The following is a 21,167-nucleotide window of genomic DNA, read 5'->3' on the forward strand; positions in this document are numbered from 1 at the left end:
CCTACCGAATGACTAAATTACTTTATTACTAAAATTCCCTGCAACTCTGCAGAAACATGGTTCGTCTAAGGGGAGGAAGGTTAAGCTAATAATAAAAAACCAGGCGGTGAACATCATGAAAAAAATCAGCACCCTTGTTTTACTCGTAACGCTCAGTTTGACCCTGCTTATGGCAGGCTGTTCGAAGGCTGATAACTCGGCTAACACACCATCCTCTAACAACTCCACCAACCAGACGTCAAACTCTAACAATACCGATACAGGCTCGACGAATACGAGCACGAATGCGCCTAGCACCGAACCGGAGAACACTCCTTCGCAGCAGCCAAGCAATAACGGCGGCAGCACTTCCGAGAATCCAACTCCGATCAGCACGAATGAGAAAACCGTTCAGATCGGCAATGTTACGGCACTTCGTCTTGCCGATTCGAAGGCGGGCTGGGTAGCCGGCAATGGCCAAATTGCCAGAACCGATGACGGCGGCGCACACTGGAGGCTGCAATATTCCGGCAGCAAGCCGATTAATCAGATTTTTGCCCTTAGCAGCAATAAAGTGTGGGCAACCATTGGCGACAGCAATGCCAAAAGCCTAATCCTCATTCAATCGACGAATGGCGGCAAATCATGGACGAAGGCCGGCACCGTGCCTAATCATGGCTTCCTCCATTTCACGAACGACAAAACGGCCTTCAGCGGCAATGCAATGACCAAAGACGGCGGCAAAACCTGGACGGAGCTGCAAACGCCGGGCAAAGAAATTGGCGAGGTATACTTCCATGACGTGAACAACGGCTGGGCGGTGCAAGTAGTGAACGGACGGCTTCTCTTCATGCATACCGGGAATGGCGGCAAGACTTGGAATACCGTGATGACCCGCAAGACGGAAGAGGCTCCTAACAACGTCATCATCCGTTCCACGGCAGCTAACGACGCCTGGATTGAGCTGATCGGAGGCTCCGGCATGTCCCAAACCTCCTACTCGCTGTTCCATACGGCAGACGGCGGCAAAACCTGGCTTCCTGCCATCGTGAGGAACGGGGCAGGCTCCGGTCCGGCACCAGGCTTCACGATGGACGACGCATCGATTCCTAAAGGCATGACCAGCTCGGCGCCAGGCACCTTGTATGTCGTAAATCCGCAGACCGCGATTATGGGCGGACAATGCTCGGCATGCGACAAACCTAACACTATCATGAAAACAACGGACGGCGGCAAGCATTGGACAATCAGCAAGTCCGAATTTACGGGCTACGGCACGCAATTTATTGGTGCATCGGATGCCAGCCATGTCTGGTTCATCACGACGGACGCGTCCAGTGCAGCCGTTCTGAACACGTCCTCCGACGGAGGCAAGACCTGGCACAAGGCCTTTACCTTCAAAAAGCCGCAGGTTCAAAAATAAAGCTTGCGCAAAAAGCCCTTCTGCAGCCTGCAGAAGGGCTTTCCTTTTTTATTGAAAGTCGCAACTCAGTTCGTGTCCTTCATGCCTATCAGCTCTTTCCGGTGGGAATAGGCTAGCAGAAGAAAGTTAATCAGCCCCAGAAGCACGTAAGGCCAGGAATAATTGTCCAGAACCAGATAGATGGATAACAGCAGCATCCCCAGCACAACATGAAAGGCGTCGGTCTCCGAGGAGATAGGCCTGCCCTTGCTCAGCCGTCTGGACGCCAATAGCAGCACCGCCAATATAATCGCATAGGCGAGAGATGCCGCAAAGCCGGTAAGCCCGCTCCAGACGCCGAAGGTCACGGCAATCGCTTTGCCGCCCTTCCAATCGGCAAACGGAGAGAACATATGGCCAAGGATAGCCGCCGCCGCGGGAAAAATAATACCGAACCCGGTAACCGAGTCGCCGTGCTGCATCAAGGCCATAGGCAGATAACCCTTCGCAAAATCCAGCACGATACCGGCGAAGCCGTATCCGTAGCCCGCTGCCTTCCATAAATTTATCGCACCCGGATTGCCGTCTCCATAGGTTTTCAGATTAATCTTCATAAGCCTGCCGATCCAATACGAGAACATTAAGGAACCCGCCAGAAACGCTAATGCCGTCCATCCGATGATCATGGATTGCCACGCCCCCCTACCTCAATGCTTCTGCCCTTCCAGGCTACCTTCCGCAGAAACACTACCTGATACAGAGAATAAAGCATAACGTACAAGAAGAAGACCGTGCTTAACAGATGAACGGCCGGAAGCCAGATGCCGAAGCGCCCCGTATAGCCGACGAAATAATAAATTTGCAGCGTGTAGATCGCATAACCGATGGCTAAGGGCAGCAGCGCGGACGTTCCGATGACAAAAGGGGCCGCTTCCGCCGAGATAAGTCCGATTAGCCAGACCGCTATGAGCAATGTTGTCCCGATATGCAGCTTGCTTGTGCTGAGCACGGCCCCTTTGCTAAAGCCTTGAATTTCGCTTTTGATCCCGCCGGGATACATGCGGAAGGACACCATTCCCCGGCCGATATAGTTCTTCACTTTCACCCCGGCCTGGATAAACCGCGCTCCCAGGTTCAGATCGTCAAGCACCTCGCCTTTGACGCTTTCATGTCCTTTCGCCTGCTCGTAATCCTCCCTTGTGGCGAGAATACAGGAGCCGTATAAACCCTTATCCGGGTTTGTCCGCTCCATGGGAGACGTAAAAGCGAACAAGCCAAGCAGGTTCGGGATAAGCGCCAGACGCTCGTAAAATTTTTCCGCCACGTGAAAAGGAACAACCGAGAGGACCCCGCCCTCCTTCTCTCTCGCAGCCAGCAGGGAGCGTACCGCGTCGGGCGCCAGGCGGACATCCGCATCCAGGAACAGAATTAGGTCGCCCTCGGCCTGCAGGTAACCGTTCCATACCGCCCAGTTCTTGCCTGTCCATCCGGACGGGAGTTCCGGGTTCGAGACGACTTTTATGCCATAGCTGTCCGCAATGGCCTGCGTACGGTCCTCCGAATGATCGTCCACCACAATAATCTCAAACGGTTTATAGGACTGAGCCTTAAGGGAACCCAGCAAAAAAGGCAAATTGCCCTCTTCATTACGGGCTGGGATAATAACCGACAGCTTTCTTTCTTGAAAGGGACCTTCGCTGCTGACAGGCACCGTATTTCTTCGGAAAAGCACAAACCCCATGGCTGAGGCGCATACGAGTAAGGCTGTGATCAATACCCCCAATGTCTCACACCCCCCAATAAGCTTATATAGCAAATATATGGCTTTGGCGGTCGTTCTAAGAACGTTTATCTCGGGAGGGGGCTTGATCCATTATTTTTTATAAAAGCACTGTAGTTGGACCGCGTGATGACAAAAAACAAGACCCAACGCTGGGTCTTGTTTTTAGGCAAGATTAAAATTATTCAGTTCCTCCCTAAGCGCCGAGCGTGACGGGTAATCCCGGAGCAGCTGCTCGACAATCTGCTTCGCTGGAGTAATTCCGCCTGCTTTTGCAAGGTGCTTGATCGTTCCGCATAATTTCTTATATTGCTTTCGATTTGAGGCATGCGCAGCTGATATTTTAATCCAGTCGACGAATAAGGAGTAAACTTCATCGGCAAACTCGCCAATAAGCAGAGGGTAGTACTCCGTAATTTCTGATTTGTTTGAACGTACATATTCCAACAGTCTTGCCGTTTTCTTCTCTTCCACCAAAATATGCGTGTAGAGTGTTTGAGCCTTCCAACTACGGCTGCTAGAGCTTTTTAACTGTTCCAAAATTCGATGCTCAACCGTCTCCCATTCTTGCGGCGGGCAAATCCTTTTCAAGTCACGGTAATATTCGTATTCCCCTGCCAGAACAAACTCAGAGTTAGTGAAGCAGCTAGGTCTGTCCCGATTCAAAATATCTTCTGCTTTCCATGAGCTCGTATTTAATCTCATATTAACAGGAGTAGATCCGCAACTCTATGAGGTATCGCTATTTTCCTCGACAATTTCAGGCGGCCCAATCGTCACCCGCTTCCCGTCGAACGAAAGCACAGCCTTGCCTTCTACCTGCATCTGTTCCAGATAATCCTTCGGGATTTGCAGCCTCCCGATTTGATCGATAACGACAAACTGCTCGTGGCGGGAGCCAAACCGGGCATCCTGCTCCGATTGCTCCTGCCCCTCGGGCTCATCCGATTGCCCATCGCTTTCCCGCTTGATCCACTCCGTGCTGGTCAGCCCGTCGCGGATCGCCACGACGCGGTCGACCTGATCGGCTACGGACAGGTCATGGGTAACGATGACAATCGTCACTCCCATCTCCCGATTCAAGCGGCGAAAAATTTGCAGGATCTGTTCCCCCGTGGCGTGATCCACCGAACCGGTTGGTTCGTCGGCCAGCACCAGCTGCGGCCGGTTCGCCAGGGAAATGGCAAGAGCGACGCGCTGCTGCTCGCCGCCGCTCAGTTGGGTAAGCCTGCTGCCCATCCGGCGCTCCAGCCCGACAGCCGCAAGCAGCTGCTTTGCATAAGCCCGGTCGGGCTTGCCGTGAATCAGCATGGGCAGCTCGACATTTTGCAATGCGGTCAGGTAGGGAACCAGATTGCGCCCGTTATTTTGCCAGATGAACCCGACAGTCTCCCGTTTGTAGGCGATCAGCTGCTCCTTGGTCATCTTCAGCAAGTCCCATTTGCCGACATGCGCCCGGCCCGCCGAAGGACGGTCAAGCCCGCCCAATATGTTAAGCAGAGTTGATTTCCCGCTTCCGCTGTTGCCGATAATCGCCATCATTTCGCCCTGCTCCACCGTGAGGTTCAGCCCGTGGAGGGCCACCACTTCCACCTCGTCCGTTTTATAGATTTTGACCAGACCCTCGCAATAAATCATTGGCGCCTTATCGTCTGTTGCTTCCATTAACGTTCCTCCCCCAGCTTAACAGCCTGCGTAATGCGGAGACTTCTTAGCTGCCAGAGCAGGAGACAAGCGCCCGCCGCCAGCATGAAGCCAACGGCCGCATAAAGCTTAAGCATATCCTCCGCTTCGAATACAATTCTAAAGGGCGGTACCTGCCTCGCGTTCTCCAGGCTTTTGTCCTGCAGGAACGGCAGGAACAGGCGGCTTGCGAGCTGGCCCAGACCGATCCCCGCGGCAACGGACAGTCCCATCGTGAAGAGCTGCTCCAGAAGCAGCATGCTCGTCAGCTGCAGACGAGACAGCCCCATCGCCCGCAGGATGCCAAGCTGAACCGCCTGTCGCGACAACGCGAAGAACCAGAAGATAAGATAACCAAGCAAGGATACCAGCAGCGAGATCAGAAAGCCGAGGCTCAGAATCCCGAACAAACCGCCTTGAGCGGGATGATTGCGACGGTCGATCAGCTCGCCCCGCGCATCCCTTACCGAGCTGACTTCGATTCCCCGGTTGGCAAGCGTGTCCAGCACGTTCGCCAGCTTCGTGCCTTCCTTCATATTCAGCCACACTTCATAAGGCGTTTTCTCCACCTGCTGATAAATATAATCCAGATTCCCGATAAAAAAAGGCGCTTCATCCTCGTACAAGCTGGGCCAATACGGAACCACGCCCACAACGACGAATTCCACGGGGGTATTGTCGTAACCGATCTGAATGGTAAGCGGATCTCCCTCCTTCAGGCTATGCTTCTTCGCAAAAGCTTCGGATACAAGCACCGCCTGCTCGGCCGTGCCTAATGCATTCAAATAATAATAAGGATGCATCTTGTACAAATCGCTGCGGAACCAGGCGGTTCCGGCAAAAGCCGCATTGTCAATTCCGACGACCTGCCCGCTTCCAGCCGATTTGCCGCTTACTTCCACCTTGCCGTTTGCCTTCCATACCCTGGCCGCAGCCTCTACGCCCTGCAGGTCCCGGAATGCCCCGAACGACGGCTCCGTGTAATAGATTTTGTTCTGGTCATTCTCGTCCTGCACGCCTTCCCATGCCGTCTCCAGCACCACGTCGGCGCCATACTCATATTGCGTGCGGTCCGAGGCGTTAAGATCCATCGTCCGTGCAGCCGACGAATTGTACACGCCTAGCCCGATCGTCAGAATAAGCAGAATCATCAGCGGGTAAAAGCTTGCCGCGGAACGGGACAGCTGCGTCAGCGTCACGTAAAGGGTAACCGGCATGCGGCTCCGCATAAGCCTATTCCAATACCGCAGCAAAAGCGGAAACAGCCTGAGGCAGAGCAGACCGGCAGCAAAAATCATTAAAGCCGGCAGGACAAATATAACGGTCTGCAGCGTTGTGTCTCCCCCGCTTCCCGCGGACACAAGGCTGCCGCTTTGCAGCATATACCAGCCTGCGGCGGACAAAAGAGCCAAAGCCGCGTCTATGTACAGTCGCTGCCAAAACGGCTTGTCCGCGGAGCTCGCCCGCTTCTGGGCATGCTGGACAACGGAGGCTTCCGCAAATTTGCGAACGGGAGCCGTGGATGCCACTACGGCGAGCAGCGTGGCGGCAGCCCCGAAGAGCAGAGACGTTCCGGTAAAGCCAACCGGTATCGATTTTCGGTCGACAAAAGACAGGAACCCGCTGGACGATCCGATGACCTTCGCCATAAACCAGGCCAGCCCCATGCCGAGCAGCAACGCCGATATCCCCAGCAAGACCGATTCCAGCGCATACAAGGCGGTAATCTGGCGGGGACTCGCCCCGCGGCTGTGCAAAACCGCAATGTCGCTGCGCTGCCTCTCCAGCGCCTGCTGCGCATTAAGCGTGATGAAATAGAGCACCATCGCCAGCACCGGAGCAGCCAGCGCGAACAGCATGGCGAGCAGCAGCAGGCTTTGCTTCTGGAACTCATGCAGCATGGCGGCGAAGGAGAGATTCACCTTTGTGCCTGCCAGCATGCCATGCAGCGTAATGTCCAGCCGTCCAAGCTCGCCGATAAGAGGAGCCAGGTCGCGGATCCGGATATTTTGCAGATCAAACGCATAGTACCAGCCGCCGTCGCCCGGCATCAGCTTATCGACGCCAAGCAAGGTTTCGGACATCGTCTTCGGGCTGACCCACAGCGTATCCGCCAGCTTGTCCTTCCCGTCAATCGCCCAGTTCAGATCCGTCTCATTCTTCAGGATGTAGGAGCCGGTGATGCGGAGGGTCAGCCGCTTTGTCTTGCCGTCCTCGTTTTTGGCGTCGTAAGTAAAGGTATCGCCAATCCTCCAATCATACCGCTCCATCGTGTCGTGCAGAGCCAGCACCTCGATGGCGCCGTCCTGAATCCCGTCTCTTGGCAGCTTGCCATCCGTTAGATTCACCGCATCCGGCACGCCGCTCTGCGCGGCAAGCTCCATGCGGACCAAACGTCCGGCCTGCGCAGAGCCGCCGCTCCGAATCGTGGAGGACGGAAGACTAATCCGGCTGGAGTAGGCTTGGGCCGGGAACCCGATACGATCCGGCAATACCTTCTTCATCCAATTATCCAATTCGCCAAGACCGGACCAATCCGCGTCAGCGCTGCCGTCCGATTGGTATTTCATATACAAGGAAGCGGCAGGCAGGCCTTCCGTCTCCTCCTGCAGCGACTTCGCGACGACCCGCTTCAGCGTGCCGTCCGCGTACATCGGAATGCTCATGGCAAAGGAAGCCGCGACGGTTAAGCCGAGCAGCGTGCTGAGCGTAAACCAGCGGTTTTGCCACATTTTCAGAAATAGAAACTGGAGAATGCGCATTATTTGCCCACAACCTTCTGGCCTTCCTCCAGCCCTTTAATAATCTCAACATCCGTTGAGGTCTGGATGCCGGTCTCGACGTCCACCTCGCCTTTGCTGCCGTCTTTGCCCGCGACAAGCACGTAATGCCTGCTGTTTTGCGTTCTTAGCGAGGATAGGGGAATGGTCAGGGCGTTTTCCTTCCGCTGCACGATAACGGAGGCTGACAGAGGGGTCCCCCGGCCAAGGCCGACAGGCAGCTTATCGAGTTCAATGAGGGTGTAGGCGTCAAGCGATTCCTCGTCTCCGTTACCGCCCTGCTGCCCGTCGTCCTCAACCGGAAGTCTCTTGACTTTGCCCTTGAACTCGCCCGCGGCGTTAATATCCACGATCGTTTCCATGCCGGGGGCAATGCTGTCCATATCGTTTGTGTTGAACTGTACGGCAACGACAAGCGAATCCATATCGGCTATGCGGCCAATCGATTCGTAAGCCCTCGCCAGATCCCCTTTTTCCGCGGTAAAGCTAACGATTGTTCCCGAATACGGGGCGACCAGCTTCAGACTGCCTAACTCCTCCCTCAGCTCGGAAAGCTCCTCCTTCATCAGCTCGTAATCCAGCTGCTGCTTGCGCAGGAGTACGCTATCCGCGGTTTCGGAGTCGCCCCGCATCGCTTCCTTTAAATCCAGCTCGGTCTTCTCGATATCGATTTCTTTACGCCGGATCTGACTGTTCAGGTCTCCAGGATCAAGCTCTGCCAGCACCTGGCCTTGCTTTACCTTATCCCCGGCCTTCACATAGACGTCCGTGATCCGCCGGTTATCCGTCTCAAAAAATAAGTTCTCCTCCTGAGCGGACAACAGCTTGCCCGAACCGGTCGCTTTCAGCTCAAGCGTCTTCTTCTTGACCGGATATTCCGGCTTCTGCGAAATTTTCGGCACCTTGATTTCCGGCAATGCCTCCTTCTCTTCCTCCTGCGGCATCAGCGAGCAGCCCGCGAGCAAGGCGAACCCAACTACCGCAAGCGCCAGGCCTGCCGCCCGTCCTTTCTTACTCCGGCTCCTGCAGCCGGCTGTCCGCCATCTGATAGACAACATCCGCCGCCTCCCATAACGTAGAATCATGTGTCGTCATGCAGATGGCGATTCCTTCCGCTTCGATAATGTCGCGAAAGATAGCGATAATTCTGGCCGCCATCTGCGAGTCCAGCTCCGCTGTCGGTTCATCGGCCAGCAGCAATGCCGGTTTATGGGCGATGGCCTTGGCTATCGCAATCCGCTGCTGCTCACCGCCCGACAGCTCATAAGGACGATGATTAGCCCGCTTCGTTAGTCCCACCAGCTCCAGGCATCGGGCCGTCCTTGGCTTCCATTCCGAGCGGCGCGCCCCGGCCATCCGCAGCGACAGCTCGACATTCTCCCAGGCGGAGAAGAGCGGCAGCAAAGCAAAGGATTGAAAAACAAAGCCGATCTGCCTGCGCCGAAGCATGGTCAGCTGCTTGTCGCTCTGGTTCTGGAACGAACGTCCTCGGAAGAAGACCTCCCCCTCGGAGGGCTGATCCAATCCTCCGAGCAGATTAAGAAGCGTTGTTTTCCCCGAACCGGATCGCCCCCGAAGCATCGTCAGCTTGCCGGATTCGACGGTCAGGTCAATCCCCTTCAACACCTGAAGGGGAATACCGCCGCTAATAAAGCTTTTGTGAACGCCGCGCACCTCAAGCAACGGTCCCGCAGGCTGCAAAAGTTGAACCGCCATTATTCCGCCGCCTCGTCAGCCAGCGCCTTCGTCAGCAAATCCTGCCCCTGCGACTGAATCGCCTTAAGCGCCTCGTCAACGGTTTGCGTGCCCTTTACCGCCTGATCGATCTGACCGGCCGCCATGTTCCCGAAGGACTGGGCAAAGCCTGCCGGCAGCGAGTCCTCCTGCAGCAATGCCTGCTCATTGATTTTCTCGTTATAGAAGGCGTCGATATTCTTGCCATCCGCTTCATTCTTGTAGGCTGTTCTGGCCGACAGAGCCGGCGAGGACTTGGAGCTTGTCTTCGCAAGCTGTTCGCCGTTTGCGTACTTCAGGAATTCCCAAGCGGCAGGCAGGTTCTCGGAAGAAGCATTAATCGCGAAAATCGTATCGAGGCTCATGCTGCCTGTAGCCCCTTCCTGGGAAGGATCGGTCGGGATCGTGACCAGATCCCAATTCACGTCCTGACCCGGCGCTTTAACGGCTCCGCCGCTGCTTCCCGCCGCTTTGGTTGCTGTGGCTGTGGCTATCTTGACGCCGCCGATTCCCATCATGTTCATCAGCATCGGACCATCCACCGTCATAGCCGCTTGTCCGGACATAAACCGCATCGTTGCCGGCCCAAACGAGAAGGTCGACTTCCCGCCGCCCATTCCGCGGATCATCAGCCCTCCCTGACCACCGCCTCCTTGCGAAGAAACCGTGGAAATGCTGCCCGACTTATATCCGTCCACGACCGACTGGACGACCGCCTTCCATTCCGGCGTATCGAAGGATACCGTCTTGGCTTCGCCGTCCGCATAGAGCAGGCCTTTGGCTTCGCCAATCTCGCGGATCAGCTCGAATGAGTCCCGCGTCTGCATGGGAAGGGACAAGCCGTACAAAGCGTCATCCGCTCCGACTTTGTCCAAGGATACGTTGTCGCTGCCTTTTTTCGCGGGGAACCTTGCCGCCAGCTGCAGCACTTCCTCCCAGCTCATGCCATCCGTCGGGTAAGGGACGCCGTATTTATCGAACAGGTCTTTATTGTAGTAAAGAGCCTGACTCGAGAAGCTTGGGCTTAACCCGTACAGCTTGCCCCCGCCGCGCGCCTTCAAGAGATCGATAACCGAAGGCAGGAACGAATCCAGATCGAATTTGTCCTGCTTGACCGCGGCATCCAAATCGTACAGCTTGCCGTCCTTTGCAAGCTCCGCGTATTGCTCCTCCGTCAGCAGAACGGCGTCCGGCTGCTGCTCCTCGATAAAGCTCTCCATCGCCGCTACCGGATCATCCGCCGACATCGCCTCCTCCGTCGATACGACCTCGAGCTCCACATTCGGGAACATCGCCTGAAAGGCGTTGCCGTACTGCATGTAGAAGGCCTCCTCGTTGAAATAGCCGACCTTCAGCGTGCCTTTATCCTCTCTGTCGAGACTGCCGAATGCCGAGCCGGCCTCCTTGCCGCCCCCGGATGTACAAGCCGTCAAAGTCAGGGACAAGGCCAGCAGGCTTGTGGCAAGCCCTCTTCTTTTTCTTCTCACTACCGATCACCCTTCTTTCGTTTAGTAGCTTCAACGGTAAGTATGATTAACGTTTCTTAGAAAACCGTTAGAGAAGCTGAAAGCAGGCTTAAAGGACGATTAAAGGGAGGTAAAAAGTTCGGGACCGCCGCCAAGCGGCATTGCGCTGCTCCAGCGCAGGCATCGGCGAGTGCCCCATGCTCCATGCAACATGCACAGCGCTGCTTGCTCCATGATGCTGCATGCTACATACTCGGGGCACAGCGCTCCTTGCTCCATACTCCGTGCGGCATGCTTCGTGCTCCATGCCCCGTGCTCCGTGCTCCGTGCTCGGGGCACAGGGCAGCATCTCCCCTTTCGGCGTAAGCTTCGTTTGCATGGATCCCGTCGCAGCTCGCGCTTGCAGGCGCCCTTCATCATACACATTGCACATTTTGCACAATAACAATCAGCTTATAGCCGATTGGAGAACCTATCCTGCACGAAATGCAGGATAACTCGCCTGTTGGAGCTTTTTTGCGCCGTTTTCTTCCGATATCCTGCATTTCTTGCAGCGTATTTGGGGTTACCGGGCTAAACGAGCCCATACGCTGCATTTCGTGCAACGTAGGCGCATGGCGACACCACGACTAATCCATTCGTGGTTGGGCGCGCGGCATTCGCCGGCGATGAACGAAAAAAACGCCCTCAACTGTCCACTTGAACAGTAAGGACGTTCTCTTATTTATCATTCATCCAGCAGGCAAAGTCACCAATACCCGCGTGCCGACGGCGGGCTTGCTCTCGATGCGGATTTTGCCGCCGTGGCGTTCGACGATCCATTTGGCAATGGCAAGGCCTAATCCCGTTCCGCCTTCTTGTCTCGTCCGTGCCTTGTCCCCGCGGTAGAAACGGTCGAAAATATGCGGGAGATGCTCCGGCTGGATGCCGATTCCCGTATCCTCGACCTCGAGGTAAACGGTATGCGCCAGCTTGCGGCAGGCTACCCTTATTACGCCGCCCTCCAGCGTATATTTAATGGCATTATCCATTAACACCATAAGCAGCTGGTGCAGCCGTTCCTCATCGGCCTGGAGCAGGACAGGCGACTCTACTTCGCCGCGCAAAATAATATCCTTCACTTCCGCCAGCATCGTCATCTTGCCGATCCCGTCCTGCACAACTCGCTCCATATAGATAGGCCTCTTATCCAGCTCCAGCTGGTTGGAATCGGAGCGCGCCAGCATGAGCAGTCCGCTGACCAGCTTGCCCAGCCGCCTTGTCTCCTGCAGCACCATGGAAATATGCTTGCTGTCCTGCTCAATCGTATGCTCCGGATGACGGAGCAGCAGCTCCGCATGGGCTTGAATTACCGACAAGGGCGTGCGCAGCTCATGCGAGGCGTCCGAGACGAACTGCTGCTGCTTCTCCATTGAGTTGCGGATGGGAATAAGCGAACGGTTGGCCAAATAATAACCCGCCGCAACGGCGACAAGCAGCCCGATAAAACCGCCGAGGAGCAGAATCATCCGCAGGCGGTTCAGCATGCTTACCTCCGCCGATATGTTCGTAAGCAGCTGATGCTTCACGCCAACCTGCACCTCTCCGCCAATGCTGCTGTATATCAGCGGAGCAGCCGTTTCCTTGCTGCCGTTAAATACCCGGTAATACTGATCCCCCAGCTTGACCGTCTCGGGATGATCCCCGAAGTTGTCGGGCTGCAGGCGATTCAGATCCTTTTCCCCAAACATGCCCGCCGTCGGTATCTGGATTGGCTTATTGTCCTCCGTCCAGAACAGCTGGAACACCGGGCGATTCATCTGGCCCACCTGATAAATGACGGACGGCTTTGTCTGAAGCGACGGCAGAGCCTGCACGGTCGTCTTCGAGGCAATCCCCGCCACCGTTAACTGATTGCTCACTCCCGTCAGGGATTTGTCAATCTGCGAGAACATCATGTCTTTCATCACAAAATATACAAACGCGTTCAGCGAAATAAGAATGATGGATAAAACCGCCGCGTTGCGGATCGTCAGCTGCATTCGGGTACGCTTAATCATTGGGCCCTCTCCTTCAGCATATACCCGACTCCGCGGATCGTATGGATATAACGGTCGCAGCCGGAAGGCGTGAGCTTTTTCCGCAAATAATGGACGTACACATCCACTACCCCCGGACTCGCATCCGAATCTATCCCCCATACGCGGTCAAGCAGCTGCTCCTTCGTCAGAATCTGCTCCCGGTTCAGCAGCAGAAACTCCATCAGCTCGAATTCCTTGGCCGTCAGCTTCAGCGCCTCGCCGTTCGCGTATCCTTCCATGAAGTGACATTTAACCGAGAGGCTGCCGTAGGTCAGCTCCCCGTCCTTTGCTCCCCGCAGCTGCCGCCGCATGAGCACGCGAAGCCTGGCCAGCAGCTCCCGCATGGCAAAAGGCTTAATCATATAATCATCGGCGCCCGCATCCAGGCCAAGCACCCGGTCCTCTACGCCGTCCCTCGCCGTCAGCAGCAGAATAGGCACCGCATTTCCTTTTTCGCGTAGCTCCTTCAGCACGGTTACCCCGTCCATGCCCGGCAGCATAATATCCAGAATAATCAAGTCATGAATGCGCTGATCGGCCAAATACAGCCCCTCCAGCCCGTTATCGGCTTCATCGACCTGATAAGCTTCTTCCTTCAGAACCGTCGCGATGGCATCGCGAAGCGGTCTCTCGTCTTCCACCATTAGTATCCGCAAGGCTATCTGCCCTTTCTTCTAATCATAATCGCTCGCCCCATTGTACAGGACGAACCTTAAGAAAGGGTTAGAAATCCGCTACCGCTAATCCGTCATTCGCAAAAACAGTACAGCCAGGCGAAGTTTCATGAAATCATTCGGCTTCTTGAAGTCCAGGCCAAGCAGTTCGCTCATTTTCTCCAGCCTATAGCTTACCGTGTTCCTGTGAACATATAGCTGCCTAGCCGTGTCGCCAAGCAAACCCTCGTTCCCCACAAACGCTTCCAGCGTTTGAAGCATATCCTGCGCCCCGGTAGAATCGCTGTCGAGCAGCGGCCCCAGAACATGCCTGCAGTAATGACGCATGCTGTCCTCCGGAACAAACTGGAATAAATGAGCCATCTGTATCGTGTCGAAATGCAAAATCTGCTCCCGCGACCGCAGCTTCCGGCTCAGCTTAATCGTTTCCTTGCATTCGTCAAACGCTTCGGCAAACTGCATGGCTGTATCCTTTGGCGTACTAAAGGCAAATTGAATCAACCTATCCTTTGGGCTCACCGCCTCAAGAGAGGACGCCAGCGCCTGAATCGTCCCTGCGCTGGACACCGGATAGATCGACAATAGCCCTGCCTCCGTTACAACATGATAGCCTCTTTTATCGCGAATGGCCGGATTGAATTCCAGCTCCTGCCGCACAGCCTTAAGCCGGGTCGGCTTCAACCGGTTTCCTTCCACCTCTTCGGCCGTACATAATACGCAGACGAATCGGCTGTCCAATACATGCACGCCAGCCTTTTCCGCCTGATGAAGCACCGTATCCAGAGAGGCGCCTGCCTCCAGATAATGATTGATGATTGCGCCAAGCTCCTGATGCCAGAATGTCTCCGAGCCATTCTCCATCATCTTGGACAAGTAATATGCGAGCATCTCCGAGGCTTGATGGAATAATCCCTCCTCGGACTTCGGCAAGTAATCGATCGGCAGCACAAAGATGGCAAATCCAATGCAATCATCCCCATGAAATAACGGCAGCCGATATAATTGCCGGTCAGTCTTCGTTATTCTGCGCGGCTCTGGCTTCCAGGGCCATTCGCCCATCAGCTCCCCCTCCGAGCAGTCGGAGTCATTAAATAGAATGTGGCCTCTTCCGCCCACAATCGCCATCGGGTATTCCATGACCGAAGCTATGCGCTGAAACGGATTATCCGCGATGTCTTGGTAGAGAGCAACCTTCATTAATCGCTTTTGCTTCTCGACGACTCGCTTAAGCCATGACGTATTGCGGTTGATCTCGTCCTGCAGCAGCCCGTTGATCTGATCGGAGAAAGCGAACGGGTAAGGCAGCTCGATTAAAGGAAATCCAAGCGCATCCGCTTCTTCGATAAGCGCAGCGGGCATCTCCGACCAGAACCTGCCCAGCTTAATGCCAAGACCGGCGGAATGCCGCTGATGCAGGCTTCTTATCGTAGCAATGGCATCATCTACGGAGTCTTTGAATACGTAGGCCGTCGTAAAAAACATATCCCCGTCTTTTGCCCATTGCACAAAGTCGGGAGCATCAATAATATTAAGCGATTTAAGCGGCCGGGAGCCTCCGGCCCTTCCGGCGACCAGCTTTCCTTCTGATAAAGGATAGACGCGCATGGCTTCTTCAATAGTCAACAACATAGAATCCCCTCCCGCTAGCTCTAGCGGCTTAAATAGCCTAAAGGGCTCCCCCATTTGGAGGAACCCGTACTATGCAAGCCCTGACTATTTTTCAGGCAAAAATTCATTCGTGTAGAATTGATCTATTTTCAAATCCTTTGTCACCAGGCCCGCTTCCTTCATCTGGCCAAGCAGCGTTGTCCAGCGCTCCTCCGACATGTAACCCGTACCGTGGGAAGCGGCGTCCCCGCCGAATACGAAATCCTTCGCCACGCCTTGCGCATAGGCAAGGTGATCGAGGGCGTAATCCTTGTTGTAGCTGTTAATAACCTTGTTCACTTCATCGCCATGCTTATAATAGTAATCCCAGCCTTCTGTTGTGGCTTTTAAGTACGCTTTAATCACTTCCGGCTTTTCTTTAATCATTTTCTCCGTCGTAATGACTACGTTGCCGTAAGGATTATAGCCAAGATCGGCGTTGAGGAACCAATCCACGTCCACATTCTGTGATTTCAGCACAAACGGCTCATTCGTCGCGTAGCCTTGCTGCACGGCATTTTTATCCGCCACGAATCCTGCCAGCGAGCCAGTGTAAGCTTGGATCTTTACATTGTTCAGCTTGTATTTGTATGCAAGATACTGCCAGTACGGGAAGCCTGTCGCCACATAGACGTTATGGCCGTTCAGATCTTCGATTTTGTTAATGTCCGACCCCTTATGGAAAATCAGATTTTGAGGATTGGTCTGCAAATCCGCGTAGACCGCCACTACCGGGATGCCTTCCTGTCTAGCCAGAATGACCTCGTCGGCTTGGGACATGGCGAAGTCGACTTTGCCGGAAGCCACTAGCTGCACGTTGGATATTTGAGGACCGCCTTGCTGGATCGTTACGTCCAGCCCGGCATTTTTGTAAATGTCTCCGGATAACGCCGCGAAGTGACCGCCCATCTCCGGCTGCGCGAACCAGCTCATTTGCTGAATGACCTTGGCCGGTTTATCCGGCGAGAAAGCCGTGCTGCTGCCTCCATTGCTGGAGCAGGCCGTTAATGCCGCTGCTATCGCAGCTATAAACCCGGTTTTGAATAATAGCGACTTCTTCATTGTCATGTCCCCCTATATCCTTATTTAATGGATGCCGATTATTCCTCGCGCGGTTAATCCTTATCCGATCCAATCGCCGACTCATGCCAATGGCGCAGGGTGAAATGGGAGATCGCTGCAACGCTCAGATAGAAAGCCATTCCTAGCAGCGAAGCCGCAATTGTACAGGCGAACAGGAACGAGGTCTGCATCTGCACGGCAGCCGAGGTAATGGCCATGCCTAATCCGCCTTTCCCCCCGCCGATACCGGCTACGAATTCACCAATAATAGCGCCAATGACCGCCATGCCGCTGGAGATTTTCATCCCCCCGAGCATATAGGGCAAGGCGTACGGAAAACGGAGCTTCCAGACGGTCGTCCACGTACCCGATTTATACATCCGCATAAGCTGAACCAGATTGCGGTCTGTGGAGGACAATCCCAGGTTCGTGTTCGAAATAATAGGGAAGATCGCGACGATAAGCGAAATGAAAACGATGGAGTTCATCCCCGGGCCCAGCCAGATCACGACCAGAGGAGCGATCGCGACGACGGGAATGGTCTGCAGTACAACCGCGTAAGGCTGAATCCCCCATCGGATCCATTTGGACGCCATCATCAGCAAAGCGACGGCGGTGCCAAGCAATACGCTAAGCAGGAAGCCGAGCAGCGCCGCCGCAAACGTATTGCCCGCTGCCTGAAGCAGATCCGGGAATCCCTTTAGCGCCGCACGCCAAATATCGGAGGGTGCCGGAAGAAGATATTTGGGCGTATTTAAAAGCCGCACGCCAAGCTGCCATATCGCCAGCAGAAAAAGAATAAAAACAACGGGTGTTGCGGTCTTATAGACGAGCTGACGGTGTTTCTTCGTAGACCCGCCTATGGACGGGACTCCGTCTTTAGCCATCATGTTCACGGAAGTCGTTGTCGCTTGTCCGTTTGCCTGCATCATTACTGTCCACCTCTTTCCGGGCCGTTAGGATAATGTATTGGTTATCAATCGAACCTTTTCTCCAAATACAGGAGAAGTCATAAAGGCATTCGTTCGCGGATATGCTTCTTCAATCGGAACCACCTGCTTGATTCTCCCCGGATGCGCCTCCATCGCTACCACGCGCCCCGACAGATACACAGCCTCAAATACGCTATGCGTAACAAAAACAATCGTCAGCTTGGATTGGCTCCAGATGCTGAGGAGCTCCTCGTGCAGCCGGTGCCTCGTCATCTCGTCCAAAGCGCCAAACGGTTCATCCATGAACAGCAGCTTAGGTTCGGACACAAGCGCCCGGGCAATGGATACCCTCATCTTCATCCCGCCGGACAGCTGGCGCGGATAGCTGTTCGCATACCCCGCCAAGCCAACCTTTTCCAAGGAGGCCATAGCCCGGGCTTTTCGTTCCTCAGACGGGACGCCGCTTATTTCTAAAGGTAGGGCAACATTGGCCAGAACCGTACGCCAAGGCATCAGATTCGCTTCCTGGAAAACGAAGCTTGCTTGCTCTTTGTTGGCAGCGGAACCGGCCTGAAGCTGCACTTGGCCTGAAGTCGCTTGATCAAGACCAGCCATAATGCGAAGCAAAGTGGATTTGCCGCAACCGGACGGACCGACCAGCGAAACAAACTCGCCTTCTTTGATGGAGAGATGAATGCCGCTGAGCGCTAGCGTGCCATTCTCGTATTGCTTAACAACGTCATGAATCCGGATAGCCTCCGCCTCAGCGGTTGTCTCCAAATAAGCTGTCGTATTCATCGGGCGATTCGCTCCTTTCGGGAATGTTGTTCCAAGCGTTATCATTGCTCTTGCCTTGCCACAGGGCTCCGGCAACCGGAAGGCCCGCCTTGCAGACCAACTGCCGCTTTGGCAAAGCTGCCAGCGCATGCGGCGCGTTCAACGCATGCACAAGGACGAAATCCGCCGCATCGCCCGCCTTGAGCTCCAGCGAGCCGTTAGACATCCATTGAAAGACCGAAGCCATGCGGAGGTCATCATTCCATACCTGCTTCTCCGCCAACAGTCTGCCTCGACGCAATATATCCGGATGACCGTACGGCGTCCATGCGTCCAGTCCGGTATGATCGGTTGCAAGCGATACCTTTACACCCTGCTTCGCAAGCAGCGGAACCGGCGGCATTGCGGTATCGATCGGAACGCTTGTCACCAGATCCATCTCTTCCCCCGCCATTCGGCTTCCAAGTTCCGCAACAAGCCCGGTATCTACCTCGCCAAGCCCATAGGCGTGACTGACGGTCACCTTGCCCTTCATGCCGGCCTCTGCGGAATACTCCAGCATTTTTTCGATGGTATACACGCCTAGGTGACCCGGATCATGCAAGTGCAGATCAATCCGTTTATCAAATTCCGCAGCAAGCTCGAACATGGTGTGCAGGGATAGCTCCACGTGGCGGTCGACGCCAGCCGGATCCACTCCGCCGACCAGGTCGGCACCCATTCGCAGAGCTTCCCGGATATAAGGCGTGGATTGCGAACGGAGCAGGCCTTGCTGCGGAAAGGCAACAAGCTCAATGGCCATCCTTGAAGCAAAATCTTCTTTTAATTGAAGCATCAGTTCCAGATGGGACAGGCCAATATCCGGATCGATGTCTACATGAACCCTTGCTTCCACCGTACCCGCCGCAAGCATAGCCTCAAGCGTTCTGACGGCCAGCTCCTTGCGGCGGTTCTTGCAGCTTGCCAGCAGCTCCTTTTCCAGCTGGAACTGGTCCAGAATGGAGGAGACGGGCGTCCGGGAAATCCAGCGATCCGGCGGAAAGGCTTTATCGAGATGAACATGGGCGTCCCGGAAAGCCGGCAGCAACAGCATGCCTCGAGCGTTCCACACGGAATCCTCCCGCTCTGAAGCAACCTCGGAGGAATCAAACTTCGCAACACGGCCCTTTTCAATGATCAGCGTTCCTATGCGTCCGTTCATGTTTATTTGCTGAATAAGCAGTCGTTTCTCCATTATGCGATTTCCCCCTGATACCGTTATCGCTCAATTTACTATTTGTTTGTGTGAGGTAAATGGCTTGCGTTCTTTGTCTTACTCGAATTATGCGGGGGACAGCTGTAATCCGTCAATTATGTATGTTAACTTTTATAACACGACATAAAGGAAACCCTTTCAATTGTGCATAGCTAAAAATCGCTTTTCCCAGCCTTTCCAGCTCCTCTCCCCCTCGGCATAATGTTAATTAGCATATTTATATGTAATATAAACTCACACAAAGGATGATCGTTATGCTGGATATTTTATTCGTCAAATCGGCTGACCTGCATTCGGACTCGCTTCGAGATATTGGTGTAAAGGACGGGAAAATTACGTATATCGCTAATCATTCCGATGCTGCTCCCGAGAGCAAGGAGGTGTGCAGCTTGGATGGAAAGCTGCTGTTGCCCGGTCTGGTAGAGCCGCATATTCATTTGGATAAAGCGTTGCTGCTTGAGCGAATGTCCGAGGATATCACGGAGCTTCGCAAAGCCATCGAGGTAACCTCATGCCTGAAGCAATCCTTTACGGCGGAGGATATCTATGAAAGGGCTATGCGCATTATCGAGCAGGCGGTACGCAAAGGAATTACCCATATGCGTTGCCATGCGGAGGTGGATCCGGTCATTGGGTTAACTTCTATGGAAGCCATGGTGAATCTTAAGAAGCAGCTGAAAGGAATCATCGATCTGCAGGTTGTCGCCTTTCCGCAGGATGGCTTGTTCCATGACGAGGGAATGCCTTTGTTAATGAAGCAGGCCGTGGCGCTTGGGGCCGATGCGATTGGCGGAATTACTTATATGGATGCGGAGGTAGAGGCTCATCTGGAGTTCGTATTCCGTCTGGCGCAGCAATACGGACTTCCGGTTGACCTGCATGTCGATTTCTCCGATAACCCCAAACAGCTTGCCATTAGAGAAGTGATTGAGGCCACCCGGAAATTCGGAATGAATGGCCAAGTGAGCGTCGGCCACCTGACTTCCCTAGGGGCTGCCGGGCATGCGGAAGCCGAGAGAATTGCCGCTGGCATTGCCGAGGCAGGCATTCATGTCATCAGCCTGCCTTTAACCGACCTGTACTTAAATGGTAGAGGAGAACATAAAGGGGATTACCGCGGACTTACGCCAATCTCCTTGCTCCTTAAGCATGGCGTAAATGTGATCTACGGAAGCAATAATGTCCAAAATGCGTTTACGCCATTCGGGACGACGGACCCGCTGGATGTTGGGCTGCTGCTCGCGCAGACCTCTCATTTAGGCAGTGCGAAAGACGCCAGGCGGCTTGTGAGCATGGCAACGGACGGATCCGCTGCAGCTCTAGGCCTTTCCGGTTACGGAATCCGCATTGGAGCCGATGCGGATTTAGTCGTCTGCAGCGCCAAAGATGCAAGATCCCTGTTATATGAACGCCCGGAACGCGAACGTGTTTACAAGAATGGAAGGCTCGTCTCCCAAACGGAGGTCAAGCAGTATAATTGGATGAGCATGGAGGAAACGGTTAGGTAACTCAAAGACCGGCTGACTCCTGACCATGACCGAAGCTGCCGTGCAACCTGATCCCTCGGTGCCATGCCTATGCCCGCTTTGGCGCTCGAGACTACCACTTCAGCGGCGTTAAGGTCCCTCGGGGACCTTAACCGTCTAACTAGCTACTCTTTTTGGCTTACTTAGGATCCCTTAGGGACCTTAACTTCCATGCCAGCGCCCGCTTTTGCGCTTGAGACTGCCACTATAGCAGCGATAAGGCCTTACTGGGGTCTTATTGATTGGTTTTCTTCCGTTCTTGCCATGCTTTAGACCCTCCCAGGGTCTTATCTCGCTGCACGCAGCCCGTTTCAGCACCAATTTGTGCCTATTACGAATCAATAAGACCCCGCCAGGGTCTTATTGATCGCCCTCCATGATGACGTAAAATAGTCTGTGTACCAAGATCT

The 21,167-nt window shown here is 54.4% G+C and carries 18 protein-coding genes; 2 read left to right on the forward strand and 16 right to left on the reverse strand.

The features are described 5' to 3' along the window. Positions 1-115 precede the first annotated feature (115 nt). On the forward strand, positions 116-1,402 hold the full coding sequence (locus tag CFI03_RS30835; protein ID WP_248762917.1) for a WD40/YVTN/BNR-like repeat-containing protein: 1,287 nt from the start codon (positions 116-118) through the stop codon (positions 1,400-1,402). A 65-nt stretch (positions 1,403-1,467) separates the two neighbouring features. On the opposite strand, the gene CFI03_RS30840 is transcribed toward CFI03_RS30835, so the two are convergent. The 16 genes from CFI03_RS30840 to CFI03_RS30915 all read right to left on the reverse strand — a co-directional run bounded on the left by CFI03_RS30840 (position 1,468) and on the right by CFI03_RS30915 (position 19,210). After that, on the reverse strand, positions 1,468-2,067 hold the full coding sequence (locus tag CFI03_RS30840) for a glycerol-3-phosphate acyltransferase (RefSeq protein ID WP_248762919.1): 600 nt from the start codon (positions 2,065-2,067) through the stop codon (positions 1,468-1,470). Beyond that, positions 2,064-3,164 (reverse strand): glycosyltransferase family 2 protein, encoded by a 1,101-nt coding sequence (locus tag CFI03_RS30845; RefSeq protein WP_248762921.1) that lies wholly within the window; start codon positions 3,162-3,164, stop codon positions 2,064-2,066. The genes CFI03_RS30840 and CFI03_RS30845 overlap by 4 nt, the downstream gene beginning before the upstream one ends. A gap of 162 nt (positions 3,165-3,326) precedes the next feature. Further along, a complete protein-coding gene (locus tag CFI03_RS30850) occupies positions 3,327-3,827 on the reverse strand; it encodes a hypothetical protein (RefSeq protein ID WP_248762924.1) in 501 nt (166 codons plus the stop codon). A gap of 63 nt (positions 3,828-3,890) precedes the next feature. After that, positions 3,891-4,799 (reverse strand): ABC transporter ATP-binding protein, encoded by a 909-nt coding sequence (locus CFI03_RS30855; RefSeq protein ID WP_248762953.1) that lies wholly within the window; start codon positions 4,797-4,799, stop codon positions 3,891-3,893. 26 nt (positions 4,800-4,825) lie between these two features. Continuing rightward, positions 4,826-7,606: an ABC transporter permease gene (locus tag CFI03_RS30860; protein WP_248762926.1), complete on the reverse strand. Its 2,781-nt coding sequence runs from the start codon at positions 7,604-7,606 to the stop codon at positions 4,826-4,828. After that, a complete protein-coding gene (locus tag CFI03_RS30865) occupies positions 7,606-8,682 on the reverse strand; it encodes an efflux RND transporter periplasmic adaptor subunit (protein ID WP_248762928.1) in 1,077 nt (358 codons plus the stop codon). The genes CFI03_RS30860 and CFI03_RS30865 overlap by 1 nt, the downstream gene beginning before the upstream one ends. Further along, positions 8,636-9,340: an ABC transporter ATP-binding protein gene (locus CFI03_RS30870; RefSeq protein ID WP_248762931.1), complete on the reverse strand. Its 705-nt coding sequence runs from the start codon at positions 9,338-9,340 to the stop codon at positions 8,636-8,638. The genes CFI03_RS30865 and CFI03_RS30870 overlap by 47 nt, the downstream gene beginning before the upstream one ends. Continuing rightward, complete coding sequence (locus CFI03_RS30875; protein WP_248762933.1) at positions 9,340-10,845, reverse strand: extracellular solute-binding protein; 1,506 nt, start codon at positions 10,843-10,845, stop codon at positions 9,340-9,342. Before CFI03_RS30875 ends, CFI03_RS30870 begins: the two co-directional genes overlap by 1 nt. Positions 10,846-10,944: 99 nt before the next feature. Continuing rightward, complete coding sequence (locus CFI03_RS30880; protein WP_248762936.1) at positions 10,945-11,163, reverse strand: hypothetical protein; 219 nt, start codon at positions 11,161-11,163, stop codon at positions 10,945-10,947. Positions 11,164-11,555: 392 nt separating this feature from the next. Next, entirely contained in the window at positions 11,556-12,863 is a 1,308-nt protein-coding gene (locus tag CFI03_RS30885; protein ID WP_248762938.1) for a sensor histidine kinase, read from the reverse strand. Beyond that, complete coding sequence (locus CFI03_RS30890; RefSeq protein ID WP_248762940.1) at positions 12,860-13,540, reverse strand: response regulator transcription factor; 681 nt, start codon at positions 13,538-13,540, stop codon at positions 12,860-12,862. The genes CFI03_RS30885 and CFI03_RS30890 overlap by 4 nt, the downstream gene beginning before the upstream one ends. An 84-nt stretch (positions 13,541-13,624) precedes the next feature. Beyond that, positions 13,625-15,187: a PucR family transcriptional regulator gene (locus CFI03_RS30895; RefSeq protein ID WP_248762942.1), complete on the reverse strand. Its 1,563-nt coding sequence runs from the start codon at positions 15,185-15,187 to the stop codon at positions 13,625-13,627. Positions 15,188-15,271: 84 nt separating this feature from the next. Continuing rightward, positions 15,272-16,267, reverse strand: coding sequence for an ABC transporter substrate-binding protein (locus CFI03_RS30900; RefSeq protein ID WP_248762944.1), 996 nt, complete (start codon positions 16,265-16,267; stop codon positions 15,272-15,274). A 53-nt stretch (positions 16,268-16,320) separates the two neighbouring features. After that, on the reverse strand, positions 16,321-17,199 hold the full coding sequence (locus CFI03_RS30905) for an ABC transporter permease (protein ID WP_248762946.1): 879 nt from the start codon (positions 17,197-17,199) through the stop codon (positions 16,321-16,323). Positions 17,200-17,223: 24 nt separating this feature from the next. Beyond that, on the reverse strand, positions 17,224-17,997 hold the full coding sequence (locus CFI03_RS30910; RefSeq protein ID WP_248762948.1) for an ABC transporter ATP-binding protein: 774 nt from the start codon (positions 17,995-17,997) through the stop codon (positions 17,224-17,226). Continuing rightward, entirely contained in the window at positions 17,963-19,210 is a 1,248-nt protein-coding gene (locus CFI03_RS30915; RefSeq protein WP_248762950.1) for an amidohydrolase family protein, read from the reverse strand. The genes CFI03_RS30910 and CFI03_RS30915 overlap by 35 nt, the downstream gene beginning before the upstream one ends. Positions 19,211-19,485: 275 nt before the next feature. Between CFI03_RS30915 and CFI03_RS30920 the strand changes: the two genes are divergently transcribed. Continuing rightward, on the forward strand, positions 19,486-20,739 hold the full coding sequence (locus tag CFI03_RS30920) for an amidohydrolase family protein (protein ID WP_248762951.1): 1,254 nt from the start codon (positions 19,486-19,488) through the stop codon (positions 20,737-20,739). Positions 20,740-21,167: the final 428 nt, after the last annotated feature.

It is taken from the genome of Paenibacillus sp. ATY16, from assembly GCF_003399985.2.
GTDB lineage: Bacteria > Bacillota > Bacilli > Paenibacillales > Paenibacillaceae > Pristimantibacillus > Pristimantibacillus glycanilyticus.